At 70.4% G+C, this 15,553-nt stretch carries 18 protein-coding genes and 1 tRNA gene; 3 read left to right on the forward strand and 16 right to left on the reverse strand.

Annotated elements, in window-relative coordinates; all coding sequences use genetic code 11:
* The first annotated feature begins 46 nt into the window (after positions 1-46).
* Positions 47-649 (forward strand): ArsR/SmtB family transcription factor, encoded by a 603-nt coding sequence (locus tag ACGFYQ_RS26435; RefSeq protein WP_393747923.1) that lies wholly within the window; start codon positions 47-49, stop codon positions 647-649.
* Positions 646-1,941, forward strand: coding sequence for an MFS transporter (locus ACGFYQ_RS26440; protein ID WP_393747926.1), 1,296 nt, complete (start codon positions 646-648; stop codon positions 1,939-1,941). The genes ACGFYQ_RS26435 and ACGFYQ_RS26440 overlap by 4 nt, the downstream gene beginning before the upstream one ends.
* Here the strand turns inward: ACGFYQ_RS26440 and ACGFYQ_RS26445 are convergent.
* From ACGFYQ_RS26445 to ACGFYQ_RS26470, 6 genes are all read right to left on the reverse strand, one after another.
* Positions 1,871-2,668: a S16 family serine protease gene (locus tag ACGFYQ_RS26445; RefSeq protein ID WP_393747928.1), complete on the reverse strand. Its 798-nt coding sequence runs from the start codon at positions 2,666-2,668 to the stop codon at positions 1,871-1,873. The genes ACGFYQ_RS26440 and ACGFYQ_RS26445 overlap by 71 nt on opposite strands.
* A gap of 372 nt (positions 2,669-3,040) precedes the next feature.
* A complete protein-coding gene (locus ACGFYQ_RS26450) occupies positions 3,041-3,682 on the reverse strand; it encodes an IclR family transcriptional regulator (protein WP_007264382.1) in 642 nt (213 codons plus the stop codon).
* Positions 3,683-4,008: 326 nt separating this feature from the next.
* On the reverse strand, positions 4,009-5,793 hold the full coding sequence (locus ACGFYQ_RS26455; RefSeq protein WP_393747930.1) for a DEAD/DEAH box helicase: 1,785 nt from the start codon (positions 5,791-5,793) through the stop codon (positions 4,009-4,011).
* 136 nt (positions 5,794-5,929) lie between these two features.
* A complete protein-coding gene (locus ACGFYQ_RS26460; protein WP_393747932.1) occupies positions 5,930-6,313 on the reverse strand; it encodes a type II toxin-antitoxin system death-on-curing family toxin in 384 nt (127 codons plus the stop codon).
* The gene (locus ACGFYQ_RS26465; RefSeq protein WP_393748107.1) at positions 6,314-6,511 is read right to left on the reverse strand and encodes an Arc family DNA-binding protein; all 198 of its coding nucleotides are present in this window, start codon (positions 6,509-6,511) and stop codon (positions 6,314-6,316) included.
* A 43-nt stretch (positions 6,512-6,554) separates the two neighbouring features.
* The gene (locus ACGFYQ_RS26470) at positions 6,555-8,012 is read right to left on the reverse strand and encodes an MFS transporter (protein ID WP_393747934.1); all 1,458 of its coding nucleotides are present in this window, start codon (positions 8,010-8,012) and stop codon (positions 6,555-6,557) included.
* Between the two features lie 171 nt (positions 8,013-8,183).
* Between ACGFYQ_RS26470 and ACGFYQ_RS26475 the strand changes: the two genes are divergently transcribed.
* Positions 8,184-8,255, forward strand: a tRNA-Cys gene (locus tag ACGFYQ_RS26475).
* 157 nt (positions 8,256-8,412) lie between these two features.
* Here the strand turns inward: ACGFYQ_RS26475 and ACGFYQ_RS26480 are convergent.
* From ACGFYQ_RS26480 to ACGFYQ_RS26525, 10 genes are all read right to left on the reverse strand, one after another.
* Positions 8,413-9,267 carry a DUF6551 family protein gene (locus tag ACGFYQ_RS26480; RefSeq protein WP_393747936.1) on the reverse strand — a complete coding sequence of 285 codons (855 nt, stop codon included), beginning with the start codon at positions 9,265-9,267 and terminating at the stop codon, positions 8,413-8,415.
* A gap of 168 nt (positions 9,268-9,435) precedes the next feature.
* Entirely contained in the window at positions 9,436-10,689 is a 1,254-nt protein-coding gene (locus tag ACGFYQ_RS26485) for a tyrosine-type recombinase/integrase (protein ID WP_393747938.1), read from the reverse strand.
* Between the two features lie 11 nt (positions 10,690-10,700).
* Positions 10,701-10,937 carry an excisionase family DNA-binding protein gene (locus tag ACGFYQ_RS26490; RefSeq protein ID WP_393747940.1) on the reverse strand — a complete coding sequence of 79 codons (237 nt, stop codon included), beginning with the start codon at positions 10,935-10,937 and terminating at the stop codon, positions 10,701-10,703.
* Positions 10,938-11,219: 282 nt separating this feature from the next.
* Complete coding sequence (locus tag ACGFYQ_RS26495) at positions 11,220-12,767, reverse strand: YfjI family protein (RefSeq protein ID WP_393747942.1); 1,548 nt, start codon at positions 12,765-12,767, stop codon at positions 11,220-11,222.
* Positions 12,764-13,693 (reverse strand): bifunctional DNA primase/polymerase, encoded by a 930-nt coding sequence (locus ACGFYQ_RS26500; protein WP_393747944.1) that lies wholly within the window; start codon positions 13,691-13,693, stop codon positions 12,764-12,766. Before ACGFYQ_RS26500 ends, ACGFYQ_RS26495 begins: the two co-directional genes overlap by 4 nt.
* An 84-nt stretch (positions 13,694-13,777) precedes the next feature.
* On the reverse strand, positions 13,778-14,068 hold the full coding sequence (locus ACGFYQ_RS26505; RefSeq protein WP_393747946.1) for a hypothetical protein: 291 nt from the start codon (positions 14,066-14,068) through the stop codon (positions 13,778-13,780).
* 13 nt (positions 14,069-14,081) lie between these two features.
* Entirely contained in the window at positions 14,082-14,384 is a 303-nt protein-coding gene (locus tag ACGFYQ_RS26510) for a hypothetical protein (RefSeq protein ID WP_393747948.1), read from the reverse strand.
* Entirely contained in the window at positions 14,381-14,986 is a 606-nt protein-coding gene (locus tag ACGFYQ_RS26515; protein ID WP_393747950.1) for a hypothetical protein, read from the reverse strand. Before ACGFYQ_RS26515 ends, ACGFYQ_RS26510 begins: the two co-directional genes overlap by 4 nt.
* Complete coding sequence (locus ACGFYQ_RS26520) at positions 14,986-15,183, reverse strand: hypothetical protein (protein ID WP_393747952.1); 198 nt, start codon at positions 15,181-15,183, stop codon at positions 14,986-14,988. The genes ACGFYQ_RS26515 and ACGFYQ_RS26520 overlap by 1 nt, the downstream gene beginning before the upstream one ends.
* A gap of 4 nt (positions 15,184-15,187) precedes the next feature.
* Positions 15,188-15,469, reverse strand: a complete 282-nt coding sequence (locus ACGFYQ_RS26525) for a hypothetical protein (protein WP_393747954.1) — start codon at positions 15,467-15,469, stop codon at positions 15,188-15,190.
* Positions 15,470-15,553 lie beyond the last annotated feature (84 nt).

Here is a 15,553-nt window from a genome sequence, read left to right on the forward strand (position 1 = left end):
CAAATAAATCGTTGCACAGACTTCTTTGCAACTCTACGGTCGGCGCATGCCCGAGAAGAACGCCGCCTCCCGAGAGCCGTCCGCGCCCCAGGAGCGGGTCCTCGACGCCCGCTCCCTGCGGGGCCTCGCCCACCCGCTGCGCATCCGCATGCTGGCCGCCCTGCGCCACGACGGCCCGGCCACCGCCTCCCAACTGGCCCAGCGGCTCGGGGAGTCCAGCGGGTCGACCAGCTATCACCTGCGCCAGCTCGCCGCGCACGGGTTCGTCGAGGACGCGCCCGAACGCGGCAAGGGCCGCGAGCGCTGGTGGAAGGCCGCCCACGACGGCACGGTCTTCGACGAGAAGCTGATCTACGACGAGGACCCGGCCACGCGGGGCGCGGCGGACCTCTTCCTGCACGAGATCGCGACGATCCACACGCAGGAGATGAGCACCTGGCTCGGCAACGCCCACAGCTGGCCCCAGGAGTGGCGGCGCGGCTCGGACATGAGCGACTTCACCCTGCGCCTGACGGCAGGGCAGAGCCTCGAACTGATCGACAAGATGCACGAACTGGTCAACAACTACCGCGATCTGCCGCCCGTGGAGGGCATGGCGTCGGTCCGTGTCCACACCCACGTCCTCCCGCGCACCGGCGAGACCTCATGAGCCGGCGGCCCCTGGCGGCGGTCCTGGCCGCCAACACGATCTCGATAGCCGGAAGTTCGCTCACCCTCATCGGCGTCCCGTGGTTCGTGCTCCAGACCACGGGCAGCGCCGCCCGGGCCGGAGTCGTCGCGTTCTGCGCCACCCTGCCCGTCGTCGTGGCGGCCCTCGTCGGCGGACCCGTCATCGACCGGATCGGCCGCCGCCGGGTCTCCGCCGCCTCCGACCTGATCTGCGCCCTGTCCGTCGGCGCGATCCCGCTGCTGCACCACGCGGGCGTGCTGGAGTTCTGGATGCTGTGCGCGCTGATGGCCGTCGGCGGCCTCGTGCACACCCCGGGCCTGACCGCCCGGTCCGTCCTGCTGCCGAATCTCGCCGAGCACGCCGGCACCACCGTCCCGCGGGCGGCCGGCCTCTACGACGCGGTCTCGCGCGGAGCCCGGATGATCGGGGCCGCGGTGGCCGGCGTACTGATCGCGGCGTTCGGCGCCGAGACCGTACTGCTGCTGGACGCGGCGACCTTCGGGGCGTCGGCCCTGCTGGTCACCGCCTTCCTGCGCGGGATCCCGGCCGCCGAGCCGCAGCGGGCGGCCGGGAAGGTGTCGTTCGCGGCCTACCGGGCCGAACTGGCCGAGGGCTGGGTCTTCCTGACCCGCTCGCGGCTGCTGCTGGGCATCACGGTGATGGTCATGATGACCAACGGCCTGGACCAGGGCTGGTCCTCGGTACTGCTGCCCGTACACGGCCAGGAGGCCCTGGGCGGCCCCGCCGCGCTCGGCCTGATGATCTCCCTCTTCGGCGGCTTCGCGCTGCTGGGCGCCCTGCTCTACGGGGCGTGGGGCGAGCGGCTGCCGCGCAGGGCGGTCTTCGCGGCCGCGTTCCTGCTCTGCGGGACGCCCCGCTACGTGACGGCCGCCGTCACGGACACGCCGCTGCCGCTCGCGGTGACGATGGCCCTGTGCGGGCTGGGCGCGGGCGTGCTCAACCCGGTCCTGACCACGGTCATCTACGAGCGGGTGCCGGAGGAGCTGCGCACCCGCGTCTCGGGCGTGACCATGGCGGGCTGCGAGCTGACCATGCCGCTGGGCGGGCTCGCCGCGGGCCTGCTGGTCGACGGCTTCGGCGTGGCGAAGGCACTGCTGCTGTTCGGCGGCACGTACCTGCTGACCACGCTGGCGCCGCTGGTGTTCCCCGCGTGGCGCGGCATGGACCGCGCCGCGTCCGTCAGCAGGACGGAGCGGGCTCTCCCCGGTTCAGTGCGCGAAGGGCGCTCACCGCATCCGTCAGCGAGGTGACGGGGACCAGCCGGAGCCCCTCGGGGAGTTCCGACTGCGCGTCGGAGCACTCGGCCTTCGGTACGAGGAACACGGTCGCCCCGTCGCGCCGCGCGGCCTGGGTCTTCAGGGCCACTCCGCCGACCGCGCCGACCGCGCCGTCCGCGCCGATGGTGCCCGTACCGGCGATGGTGCGTCCGCCGGTGAGGTCGCCGCCGCTGCCGTCGCCGTCGAGCTTGTCGACGATGCCGAGGGAGAAGAGGAGCCCGGCGCTGGGACCGCCGACGTCGGCGAGGTTCAGCTCGACCTTCACGTCCTTGGGGTCCTTGTGGAGGTAGCCGAGGGCCGCCTGCGCGGCCGTCGACTGGGATTTGGCCATTTCCTCCAGATTGTGCTCCTCGATCTCCTTGTCGGTTCCGCCCGAGGAGTAGACGACCTCCTTGGGCATGACGGCCCGGGAGGTGTCGAACCAGTTGTCGAGGAGGTCGGGCAGGTTCACCGTCGTGGAGGGGCCGGTGGCCTGGATGGTGGTCATGCGGAGCTGCCCCGTGGTCTGCCGGGCAGGGGCACCGCTGACCGCGATGACTGCCTTGCCGTCCCGCTCGCCCAGCACGTCGGCCGTGAGCCCCGGCTGCGCGATCACGAAGGGCAACGGCGCGAAGACCGCGACGGCGAACAACCCGAGCACGGGCACGGCGCAGACGGCCAGAGCGGCGGAACGCGGCAGACGAGAGAGACGAGAGAGCACGCCCCCAATCTATCGGCCCACCCACCCGCCCCTCGGCCGGGCACATCCATCCCCGCCGACCACCCTTGGCCCCGCCGGGCACCTCGGCCCCGCCGACCACCCTTGGCCCCCGCCGGGCACAACCCAGCCCCGCCGGGCTCAAACCAGCCCCGCCGGGCACAACCCAGCCCCGCCGGCGTTTGAGGCGCGGGGCCCGGGGCGGAGCCCCGATCCTTCAGCCCCGCCGGCGTTTGAGGCGCGGGGCCCGGGGCAGAGCCCCGATCCTTCAGCCCCGCCGGCGTTTGAGGCGCGGGGGCCCGGGGGCAGCGCCCCCGGCAACGGCGCCGCACCCACCACACGGCCCGGCCCGACCGACCCGGCCAGGCCCGCGGCTCAGCGAAGGGCGTCCGCGACCTCACGCGCCGCGTCGACCACCCGCGGCCCGACCCGCTCCGGCACGGCGTCGGCCAGCATCACGACCCCGACGCTGCCCTCCAGCCCGGTGATCCCCACGAGCGGCGCGGCAGCGCCACTGGCGCCCGCCTCCAGCTCCCCGTGGGTCAGCGTGTAACCCGGCTCGATCAGCGAGCCCTGACGGGCGGCCAGAATGGCCCGCCCCGCGGCCCCACGGTCCAGCGGATGGCGGAAGCCGGCCCGGTAGGCCACGTGGTAGTCCGTCCAGGTCGGCTCCACGACGGCGACGGCGAGCGCCTCGGTGCCGTCGACGAGGGTCAGGTGCGCGGTGGCGCCTATGTCCTCGGCGAGGGACCGCAGCGCGGGCAGGGCGGCCTCGCGCACGAGCGGATGCACCTGCCGCCCAAGCCGCAGCACTCCGAGCCCGACCCGGGCCCGGCCGCCGAGGTCACGGCGGACCAGGGCGTGCTGCTCCAGGGTGGCGAGGAGCCGGTAGACCACGGTGCGGTTCACACCGAGGCGGTTGGAGAGCTCGGTGACGGTCAGACCGTGGTCGGTGTCGGCGAGCAGTTTGAGGACTCTGAGCCCTCTGTCGAGAGTCTGGGAGGTTTCCGCGGTCACGACGCCTCTCCCTCTTTCGGTGAGCGGCGGTGACTCTCGGGGTGGCACGCCGCCGGTCCCGCGGCGGCGCACGGAGAGGCCGCCGGTAGCGGCCATTGCACCGGCTGCGCTCCCGCGGCGGCGCTGCCACGGTGCGTTCGATGCGGGGACAGTAGCGAGCAGGTCCGCTCAGCGGAAGGCCTCGTCCAGAATCCGGGCGCGCGCTACCCCTTTATGCCGTTTCCTGACCGCCTCCGGAGTCGTTTCGTGACCCCGGATCTCCGCGGGGTCCGTACGAAGCTCCGTACGGACCCCAACTCACTCCCGGGGGAAGCCGCGGGTACAAGTCACCGCATACGGGTGGCCCACTCCTGCACCTTCTTGATCCGCTCGCGCAGCTGGCCCGCCGTCGCCTCCGCGCTCGGCGGCCCGCCGCACACCCGGCGCAGCTCCGTGTGGATGACGCCGTGCGGCTTGCCGCTCTGGTGGACGTACGCGCCCACCATCGTGTTCAGCGACTTGCGCAGCTCCAGCAGTTCCTTGTGCGAGACCACGGGCCGCCGGTCGGCCGGCAGCTCCAGCAGGTCCGCCTCCGCGTCCGGCTTGCGCCGGCTGTGCGCGATCTGCCGCGACTGGCGCTTCTGGAGCAGCATCTGCACCTGGTCCGGCTCCAGCAGCCCGGGGATGCCGAGGTAGTCCTGCTCCTCCTCGCTGCCTGGGTGCGCCTGCATGCCGAATTCGGCGCCGTCGTAGAGGACCCGGTCGAAGACCGCGTCGGACTCCAGCGCCTCGAAGGACATCTGCTCGTCCTCGCCGGTGTCCTCGTCCTCCTGCCGGTTCGCCTCGTCCATCTCCTTCTCGGACTCGGCGTACGGGTCCTCCTCGCCCTGCTTCTTCGGCTTGTCGAGGACGTGGTCGCGCTCGACCTCCATCTCGTTCGCGAAGCCGAGGAGGTAGGGGATGGTCGGAAGGAACACGGACGCGGTCTCGCCACGTCTGCGCGATCGCACGAAGCGCCCGACTGCCTGCGCGAAGAAGAGCGGGGTGGAAATGGTCGTGGCGTACACCCCGACGGCCAGTCGGGGCACGTCGACGCCCTCGGACACCATCCGGACCGCGACCATCCAGCGGCTGCCGTCCGCACTGAACTCGTCGATCCGCTTGGACGCACCGGTGTCGTCGGAGAGCACCACGGTCGCCTTGCTGCCGGTGATCTCCCGCAGCAGCTTGGCGTACGCGCGCGCAGAGTCCTGGTCGGAGGCGATGACCAGGCCGCCCGCATCGGGGATGCCCTTCCTGACCTCCGTCAGCCGCTGGTCGGCGGCGCGCAGCACGTTCGGCATCCAGTCGCCGCGCGGGTCCAGGGCGGTACGCCAGGCCTGCGAGATGGCGTCCTTGGTCATCGGCTCGCCGAGCCGGGCGGCGATCTCGTCGCCCGCCTTGGTCCGCCAGCGCATGTTCCCGCTGTAGGAAAGGAAGATGACCGGCCGGACGACACCGTCCCCGAGCGCGTTCCCGTACCCGTAGGTGTAGTCGGCGGAAGAGCGCCGGATCCCGTCGTTCCCCTCCTCATACGTGACGAAGGGGATGGGGTTCGTGTCGGACCGGAAGGGCGTACCGGTCAGGGCCAGCCGGCGGGTCGCCGGGTCGAAGGCCTCCAGGCAGGCCTCGCCCCAGGACTTCGAGTCGCCGGCGTGGTGGATCTCGTCGAGGATCACCAGGGTCTTGCGCTGCTCGCAGCGGTTGCGGTGCAGCATGGGCCGTACGCCGACACCCGCGTACGTGACGGCGACGCCGTGGTAGTCCTTGCTGAGCGGCCCGGCGGAGTACTCGGGGTCCAGCCGGATGCCTATCCGCGCCGCCGCCTCCGCCCACTGCTTCTTCAGGTGCTCGGTCGGCGCGACCACCGTCACCTGCTGGACGACGTGGTGGTGCAGCAGCCAGGACGCGAGGGTCAGCGCGAAGGTGGTCTTTCCGGCGCCGGGCGTGGCGACCGCGAGGAAGTCCCGCGGCTGGGTCTGGATGTAGCGGTCCAGCGCCCCCTGCTGCCAGGCACGCAGCGCGCTGGCGGTACCCCAGGGGGCACGGCCGGGGAAGGCGGGTGAGAGGTGGTGGGAGGCGGTAGTAGTCACGGTCTCCGGTTCGGGCTCTCGGCGTACTCGCGTACTGGTACGGGCAGTCGTACGTAGGACAACCGGGCCACCCTACCGGCCCGGGCCCACCCCTCGCGGAGGGACAGGCCCGTGACCTCGGCGGGTGCGGCGAGCGTCACATCGCTTCGTGCAGGGCCCGCAGTCTCCGCGCGATCTGCGCCACGTCCTCCAGGCTGCCAGTGGCCACCTCGATCACCAGCTTGTACGACTCGTCCTGATCGACGTCGACCATTTCGGTCCCGTTGAAGTCGAGGAACACGACCGTGCACATCCACGCCATGCGCTTGTTGCCGTCCACCAGCGGATGGTTCACGGCGAGGGACTGGAGCAGCGCACCGGCCTTCTCGAACAGGTCCGTGTACGCCTCGACCCCGAACATTTGGGACTGCGGCCGGTGCACGGCGGAGCTCAGCAGGCCCAGATCGCGCACCGCGACCTGTTGTCCGCCCATGGCAAGCTCCGCAAGGTCCAGGGCTTCCTGGATGGTCAGGTACTTCACTCACTCCCCCAGGCGGCGCAGCAGGTCGGCGTGGCTCTTCGCGTACTTCTCGCCCAGCCGGCGGACGGTCTCGTGGTCCGCCTCCTGTTCGAGGTAGCGGTCAATCGCCTGGAGCACTATGGCGTGCATGCTGCGACCCTCCTCCTCGGCACGGAGCTTGAGGGCCTCTTGCTGGTCGTCGCGGAGACGCAGGTTCATCGCCATACCAAAACGGTACCACTCGGGTGGGGCCATCGTGGTACTACTTTCCGGCCGGGCCGTCCAGCCGGGTGGCCACCCACGCCCCCACCAGCGCCACGCACGCCATCGGCAGGAACACGACGACGAAGGCGGCGGGGTGCGAGGCCGCCCTCTCGGCGGTGACAGCGTGCGAGGCACCCACCGCACCACCCCCCAGCGCGGCGAACGCCGCCCCGCCCCCGGCCAGCAGCACCACGTTGGCCAGCGCGTCCGAGATCTGCAGCGCGGCGGAGTTCGCCCCCGCCTCCTCCGGCGCCGACAGCTTCAGCAGCAGCACGCTCGTCGAGCCGATCACCAGCCCCATCCCCAGGCACCCCACCGCCCAGGCCAGCGCCAGCGTCCACACCGGCACCGACTCGATCAGCACGGCCGGGGCGCCCGCGATGGCGGCGGCCACCATCACCATCCCGCCCACCATGAGCCGCTCCCGGTAGGGCGCCATCCGCCCCTTCGACTGCACCCATGACCCCGCCGCCCAGGTCAGCCCGCCCAGCGCGAGCGAGAAACCGGCCAGCGTCGGGCTCAGCCCGCGCTGGGTGACCAGCATCAGCGGTACGAAGCTCTCCGCCCCGATGAACGCCCCCGCCGCAAGACCGCGCAGCAGCACCACGGACGGCAGGCCGCGGCGCGCCCGGTAGGTGCCGCGCGGCAGCAGCCCCCGTACGGCCGGCACCAGCAGGGCCACGCCCGCCGCGCCCGGGAGCAGCGACAGCCACCGGAGGTCCTGGGCGGCGTACTGGAGCAGCCCCGCGCCCACGGAGATGCCGAAGGCCAGCCGGATCCGGCGCCGGTCCAAGGCCACCGGCGGCGCGTCGGGGTCCACCGGCCCGGACGCGGTCCGCCGTATCGCCGGCAGCGCGATGACGAGCGGTACGACGACGAGGGCGGGTATCCCGAGGAAGACCCACCGCCACCCGAGGTGCTCGGTGACCGTCCCGGAGGCGAGCGGGCCGACGATCGAGGGGACCACCCAGCTGGCGGCGAAGGCCGCCATGATCGCGGGGCGCAGCCGCTCCTCGTAGGCGCGGCTGACGACCACGTACAGGGCGACGATGACCAGCCCGCCGCCGAAGCCCTGTATCGCCCGGCCGAGGACGAACACCCACATGGCGCCGGCGGTCCCGGCGACCACGAGCCCCGTGGCGAACGAGGCGATCCCGACGGTCAGCGGCCGCAACGGCCCCTGCCGGTCGGCCCACTGCCCGGACAGGACCATGCCGAAGAGGCTGGTCGTGAAGTAGGCGGAGAAGGCGAAGGCGTAGAGCCCGATCCCCTCCAGCTCCCGCGCGGCGACGGGCATGGCCGTCCCCACGGCGGTGGCCTCGAAGGCGATCAGGAAGATGACGGAGATGATCCCGATGCTGAGCGTCCGGTACGCGGGCCCGAGGATCCCCGCGCGCGGCGGTGACGGGGGGACGGGTGCGGTCTTCTCGGGCACGCGGGGTTCGAGGGCGCTCATCGCCCCAGCGTAAGGGGCGTATCCCGGTTTGGTCCCTGTCAATTCGACGGATCCCGCCTCGTCCTCCGGACCTAGGTCCATGAACGCGGCATGGCAGTCGTGTTGCGGCCCCGGCGCAGACCTTCCCCGGCCCCGGCGCCGCCCGTACGGTCGTGCACATCACCACCACCCAGCCGTGTGCCCGAGTGGTTGAGGGACTCGCCTGCAAAGCGAGTTACGCCGGTTCGATTCCGGTCACGGCTTCTAGGACCTGAACAGGTAGAACGAAAGAGCGGCACCCCCTGGGGGTGCCGCTCTTTCGGCCATCCGTCTCAGTTCCCGTCTCAGTCAGCGGGTACGGGCGAGGAAAGCGTGGCTCCCCGCACCGCAGGTAAGAAGCGAGGCACAGCCTCCCCCGCAGCTACTCGAAGATGTTCGGGACGGGGATGCGGTTGACGCGGCGGTTCGCGTTCCAGGCGGAGGCAACCGCCAGATGAGCGGCCTTGAGGCGGCCCTTGGTGCCATCGGCACGAGTGTTGTTGTTGGTGGCGATGGTCTGGATCTTGGCCTTGAAGGAAGTGGGGTCACCCTGGCGCTTGAGCTTCTGGGCCAACTCCGCCGGCTTCAGCTCGGGGTGCTTCGACATCACCGTGGCTATGCCTCCGATGGTGACGGAGTGCCAAGTGTCAGGGCTGCGACCCCAGGCGTCCTCGGCGATCGTGAGCGACAGGTCCAGGACTTCGGGGCCGTGCTCCATGACGATGCCGAGGATCCCCTTGATGCCGCGCAGGCCGTTGGCGGCGCTGCTGCCAACCTTGAGCTCATGCTTCTCCAGGACGTTATTGGTGTCCTGGAAGAGGGGGTGCCCGGCCAGCACACCGATCCTGAACTCGTCATTCGGACCGACCTTCGAGGACTCCTTGTTCTTGATGATGAACAGCGAAGCCTCGTTGGCCGTCGAGAGGTCGAGGTGAACCTCGCAGTGGATTGCCTGGACAGCCTCGCGGACCTTCTCCGGAACCGAGACCTTGCCAGTCAGAATGAGCTGGCATGCGTAGACGCGGTGCATGCCATCCACCGCGTACTGGCCATCCTCACGCTGCGAGAGGATCGGCGTTCCGAGGGCGGTGGGGACCAGCTTCTCAGCGATGGCCTGCGCACGAGCCTTGTTGAGGTTGCGCTGCGCGCGAGGGTCGAACTTGATGGTCCTCGGGTCCACCTTGATGTACTCAATCGGGTGGTCCGGGATGTCGTAGCTGTAGTCCTTGGCGGACAAGGCTGCTCCTCTTGTGTCAGCACCCCAATGGGGGCGACGACGACACATGTCAGCTCCCGAATGCGGGAGACGGCGACTAATCGTCGATCAGAGTATCCGACAACTGGACTATTCGGTGGGCAATTTCAACGCCACCAAACGGAACATCAGCTAATTCAAAGCGACTTGTTAGGACAAGCCCTCTTCGTCGCCTCGCACCTGAAGCACATCTGACTGCCAGATCAAGCCGTCCACCTGCCTCGCAACGTCGGTCCGCACCGCGTCCACCATGTGCTGATAGCGCGCGGCCATGGCGGTGGTCGACCACCCCATGAGGCCCATGACGGCCCGCTCGGACACCCCAAGGATCAGCAGCACTGTGGCTGCCGTGTGGCGCGCGTCGTGCAGACGCCCGTCACGAACCTTCGCTTCCACCAGCAGGGCCTTCCACTCCGCCCAGTCCCTGCGGTGAGAAGGGCTGCGGCCATGTTCATCAGGGAACACCCAGCCGCCTTCCGCCCAGCGCTCCCCTACCGCCAGCCGCTCCGCAGCCTGGGCCTCGCGGTGGGCTCGGAGGAGGTCAACGAGCTGCGTGGGGAGACCGACCGCGCGGCGGCCGGCCCGCGACTTGGTGGTGGAGGTCTCCGGGTTGCTGCGTCGCCTCTCCGGGCAGTACCCGGCCTTGCGGCCGCAGGGGTCGATGCACCCGTGTGTGTACTGCGGCCGGTGGCGGCTGCGACGCACCACCAGGAACCCTCCGTCAAGGTCCACGTCCTCCCACTTGAGGGCCAGCACCTCTCCCTGACGCAGTCCGAGGGCAAGGGCGACGGCCCAGCGCGCGGAATTTCGCTGCCGGCCCGCGGCCTTCAGCAGCCGCTGCACCTCTTTCACCGTGTACGGCTCCGCCTCGTAGTCACCCGTCTTCGGAGCCTTGGCCAACAGCACCGGGTTCTTGCCGAGATGGCCGCGCCGCACTGCCTCGTTGAGGGCGGTACGGAAGGTCCGGTGCACCTGGTGGGCCGTCGCGGGCTTGCTGCCGTTCGCCTGCATCTTCGTGTAGAAGATCTCGACATGCTCGGGCTTGAGCCTGTCGAGGCGGTGAGCACCCAAGCCGGGAATGAGGTGTTTCCGCACGGCCACGCCGTACCCGACCATCGTGTTGTCGTTGACCGTGAGGGGCGCGACGTTCTCAATCCAGTGGGTCAGCCAGGCCTTGACCGTCATGGCCTTGCCCGGTTTGCGCACCGTCTTGGCCTCTCGCTGCTTCTCAAGCTCACGCACAGCGTCGGTGACTTCGGCACGGGTCTTACGTTCGACGTGGCGCCGGTCGGGGGTGCCGTCGTCGCGCACGCCGACGGTGACGCGGCCGTGCCACTTGCCGTCCTTCCCGAGGTAGATGGAACTGCGGCCGTTGGGCTGGCGGGTTCGCTTGTTCTCTGTCACAGGCAGGTTCCTCAGGCAGCGGCGGAGGTAGGACGGTTCGCTTCGCGGAGTCGTGCAAGGAAGTCGTGCACGGCTTCCGCCGGCACTCGGCGAAGTCGGCCAATGGGTACGGACTCCAGCTGTCCGGAGCCGATGAGGTGGAAGCAGGTGGTTCGGCCGATGGAGAGTCGGCGGGCGGCTTCCTCGACGGTCAGCAGCACCAGCGTTGGATCTGCCGCGTGGGATGCCGCGACATGGGCGTCGTGCATGGGCTCGCTCCTTGGCGGGCCGCCACAGAAACCACGGAGTACACAGAAACCCTGGGCAGAGGCGCTGACCTGCGCGAACTGCGGAGTGAGGGCCGGTGGGCGCGCCGCCACAGAAATGTCGGGAAGTCCCACAGAAATAAGCGGGCCGGGGTGGGCTCGTATTTGTGTGGTTCTTCTGCGGGTTTCTGTGGCAGCCGTCCGACTGTGGCCTGTAGCGGCGTTCGTACAGGTCAGAGGCCGGGGTGGGCTATTTCTGTGATTCTGTGGTTTCTGTGGCGGGGGTCAGACGGCGGGTTCGCTCAGCTGGGGGTGGATTAGGTAGCGCGGGGACGGCGGCCGACCGCGCCCTCCGGTGCGCAAGGCGAGCTGGGCTCGGATGTACCCGTGCTCTTCGAGCAGGTTCAGCGCGGGATCGAGATCGGCCACGGTGGGGAACTCCGAGCGGGAGAGCTTCACCATGAGGTCGCGCTTGCTGACCTCGCTCCACTTCTGGGTACGCAGCAGCTCCAGCACTGAGCGGGCGCGCCCCACGGTGGGCTCGGCACCCATGACGTCGAAGACTCCGAGGGCGTGGGCGGTGAAGTACTCCCCCAGGGTGATCGCCGCGCGCATGGTGGCCTCAGCGACCGGTTTGGTGTGCCCGCCCTCCAGGTGCTCGGCCAGGTGCAGCAGAGCGGCCATGCGGGCCACGGCCCCGGCGAGCTTGCCCGCCCAGTTAGCAATGTGTCCCAGCGCACCGCCTCGGGCCGCGAGCTGCGGCTCTACCCGCTGCTGGTAGGTGATCAGGGCCTTGTCCGCTTCGGGGCTGAACTGGATGACTGCGGGGTCGGTCCACTCAGCGAGCCAGAGCGTGAGCGCGAGGACGTTGCTCTCGTAGACCGCCGCGATGTCCTCGGGGATCGGGTCGGTGATGACCTCGCGCTCACCGACCAGGGAACGGGGCATCGAGTACAGGAAGCGGGCCAGCAGGCCGCGCCCGTCGAAGCCCTTGACCTTGGCGATGTCCCGGAGCACATCCGGCTGGACGGCCAGCCCAATGGTCAGGGCCGGGTGGTCGATGTACTCGCGGCGGGTCTGCCGGTTGACCCTGAGGCGGTCTCCGGCGTGACCCTTGAGGAAGACCTCCATGTTGGGGGCGCCGGAGTAGCGTCCGGCGATGATGTCGAAGATGCCGCCCTCGGCCGACATCACGGCGAGCCTGCCGCCCTGCTCCGCGATGAGCGAGGTGACCGTCTCGGAGGTGGAGTCGTCGGCCAGCAGCAGCGGTTCAACCGGCACGGCCACCGATTCGGCGGTCTGCGCCAGCCCGACCGCCTCGGCGATCAGTTGCTCGCGCTTCCCGCCATCGGCCTTCACGGCCTTGGCAGCAGCGTTGTCTGCCGCTTCCTTAGCCAGCCGGGCGGTCATCGCCGCTTCCACGATCGCCGGAGCCATGGTCGTCTGGAGCTTCTTCTCCGCCTCGTACAGCGGATCGGTCAGCAGCGCGAAGACTGCGGACTTGCGGTTGGCCGGGGGCAGCGCGCACACCACGTACAGGTTGGTGGGCTCACGCCAGCTCCCGCGCACGTGGACGACCGACCGTCCGCCGGCCGCTGCCGCGAGCACCGACAGGGCGATGGACCCGGGCAGGTCGATCGGCGTTTGCGTCTCCTCGGCGACGGCTTTCACGAACGCGCCGAGCCAGCCCGGGAAGACTTGGGCGGGGAACGTGGGAAGCTCCCGGCGCCCGTTGAGCGGGATCGGCTCCTCCCACACGGGCTCGGTGGGCTGGGGTTCGTCGGTCGCGTCCAGTCCCGCCCACAGGTCGCTGTCCACGGGCTGTGCGGTCATGCCGCGTCTCCCGTTGCGTTGCGGGTGCTGCGGCGGATGCCGTCGCGGACGCTGGCCGCGATCCGGGAGGGCGCGAGGCCCTTGGCCAGGGCCGCTTCGGTGAGCGCGGCGGTCACCTCGTGCTCGGTGAGGGTCCCTGCGGCGACGAGCCTTCCGAGGGCGTACGCCGCGTTGTACAGCGTCGTGTTCTGCGCGCCGGTGACGGCGGCGGCCACCTTGGCGACCTCGCCATTGAGAGCGGCGGTCGCGTACCGGTCCGCCTTGCCGATGCGGGAGCGGATGACGGCCACGGGGACCGGGGCGGGTGCGGGCGGCGTGGTGAGGAGGTCACTGAGCCACGTGGGGAGGGGGGCCGGAGGCGCGTCGTGAATGATCTCGTAGGACCCGGTGCCCACGGTGCTGCCGGCGGCGACCACGTACCCGCCCCAGGCTCGCGTGTCGACCTTCCAGCCCAGGCGTCCTGCGCTCCCACGCAGCTGCTTTTCGGCGGGGGCGGTGAAGTACAGGTGCTGTCCGCCACGACGGGTGCGCACCGTGAAGGTCTCGGTCGGCAGCCGCTCACCGGCCCGCTCGCAGAGCATCGCGAACACGTCGAGTCCGTCCGTCGCCCCGGCCCACTCGGTGGGCGGGGCTCCGTCGTCGTCCTTGGGGATGTCGAGGTCCACGACGAGGAGACCGGCGGGGCCGGTGGCGATACCAACGTTGTAGGGGGCGCTCTGCCAGCAGGCGGTGATGTGCTCGGTCGCGAGGGTGGCGCGCTGTTCGGGGGTGCGGTGGCCGTCCGTGCAGCGGCCGGTGCGGGGGCAGTTGCGTTCGGGGTGTCCGGCGGGCCGCTTGTCCCGAGGGCGGAGCGGGAAGACGGGCCAGCCGCGGTCAGCAGCTGCCAGGGCGGCATGCAGCAGCGCGGGGGTGGGGGTTGGTGTCATGCTGGGGGTCTCCTGTTTCTGCGAAGGGACGGAGAACCGGGGCGGTCGCGGTCTTGTGGTGAGAGGCGACCGCCCCGGGCATAGCTAGAGGTCGGTGAGCGCGGCGGTGGGGATCTCGTAGACGTCGATGACGTCGCGGACGCCGTCCCAGCGGCCGGGGGTGTGGTGGATGTAGACCACGTGCAGCGGGATTCCGTCGCGGCTGGTGAAGGCGTAGACGTTGACCGCGTCCACGTTCTTGCGGCTCTTGCGGGCGCTGCGGATGTGGGACAGGGCCGCGATCACGCTGATCGGTTCGGGCTGGTAGCTGAGACCGTCGACCTGCGTGTGGAGCGTGGGGTGTTGCGTGGTGCTCAGGGCGGGGCTGGAGCTCATGGCGATCTCTCTTTCAGTGGTGGCGGATCCAGAGGGCGTATTCCTGGCGGACGTAGCCGCGGGAGTCTGCGGTGCGGGGACCCTCCGCGTGGTCGATCTCCATCAGGCGGCGAGCCGCTTCGACGGCGCAGGTCGCGGCGTCACCGCCTACGGGGTCGTCGTCGGTGAGGGCGATGCGGTCCAGGAGTGCGGCCTTGCGGAGCCAGAACTCGCGGACGTGGATGCCGTGCAGGCAGTCGCGGGCTCCGCGCACGGTCCAGCCGATCTCGCTGATGACACTCGGCGCGGTGGCGTACACCGCCTCGGGCCCAGTCACCAGTCCTTCCCTTCGGCAGAGGGCAGTTCGGGCAGTCCCGCGTCCGTGATGGCCTGCGGGTTGAAGCCGGGCAGGGTGGCGCGGGTGATGAGGGCAGTGGCGAGCTGCTCGGCGTAAGCGGCGCCGGAGCGGGCGACCTCGATCTGTGCTCCGGCGCGCAGCGCTTCCACGCGTTCCACGTGGGCGTGGTCTTCGCGCCGCCCGAAGGTGTGGCGCTCGTGCGCCACGCTCTCGCGGCGGTCGGTGCGCCAGTAGCGGGCCGCGAGTCCGTAGGCGACCGCGGTGGCCAGTGCCCACAGCAGCAGCGGCAGCGAGAGGCCATCGGCGTATCCGGCGACCCCGGCCAGGGCCAGCCCGCCGGATGCGGCGAAAGCGGTTCCGGCGATCACGCTGTCACCGGACCGGCCGCCCGAGGCGAACGCGCCGGCCGTCGCGGCCCCGGTGGCGAGGACGACCATGAGGGCCGCGTTGCCGACGGAGTGTTCGGCGCCGTTGGCGTTCCAGATCCGGCCCAGAGTGAGCACGGTCGTGGTGGCCAGGGCGGGGGCCGCCTTGGGGGCGAGGTCGATGGCCCAGTGCCGGTAGGTGATGGGTTCGTTCATCACTGGCCCCCCAGATCCGAGATGGCGTTGATGACGGCGGTGGTGAGTTCGTTGATGGGGCCCGACGCGCCGGTGGAGGCGAGGAAGAAGCCGAACATCATGGCGACGAACGCGGAGCCGTAGCCGAGGGTCTTGGAGCGGAGGAGGAAGAACAGGACCAGCCCGAACAGGGCGACGAGCGAGAGGGTGATGGCCACGGGGTTATCCCTTCGGGGCGAACTTCTTGCGCGGGGTGGGGTTGGCGTCGCGGTAGAGGCGGAGCCACAGGTTGTAGAGGTGGCGGCCGACGCGGATGCGCTTGCCGTGGCCGTCGCAGCGGCGGCAGTGCTTGCCGCGCTTGAGGCGTCCCTTGCGGTCGGTCTTCATCGCGTAGCCGAAGCCCTTGCACTTGCGGCAGTTGCCGAACGGCGAAGACGCGCACAGGCCGAAGTAACCGAGTGTGACGATGAGCAGGCAGGCGCTAGCAAGGAGGGTGAGGGTCATGGGGTGCCTTCCGGGCGGGGTTTCCGGTGTTTTCGCAGGTCGGCTGCTAGGTGCGAGATCGCTGATCGGAGCCGGTTTGGTCTG

Origin of the sequence: Streptomyces sp. NPDC048258 (assembly GCF_043201995.1) — a bacterium.
Lineage (GTDB): Bacteria > Actinomycetota > Actinomycetes > Streptomycetales > Streptomycetaceae > Streptomyces.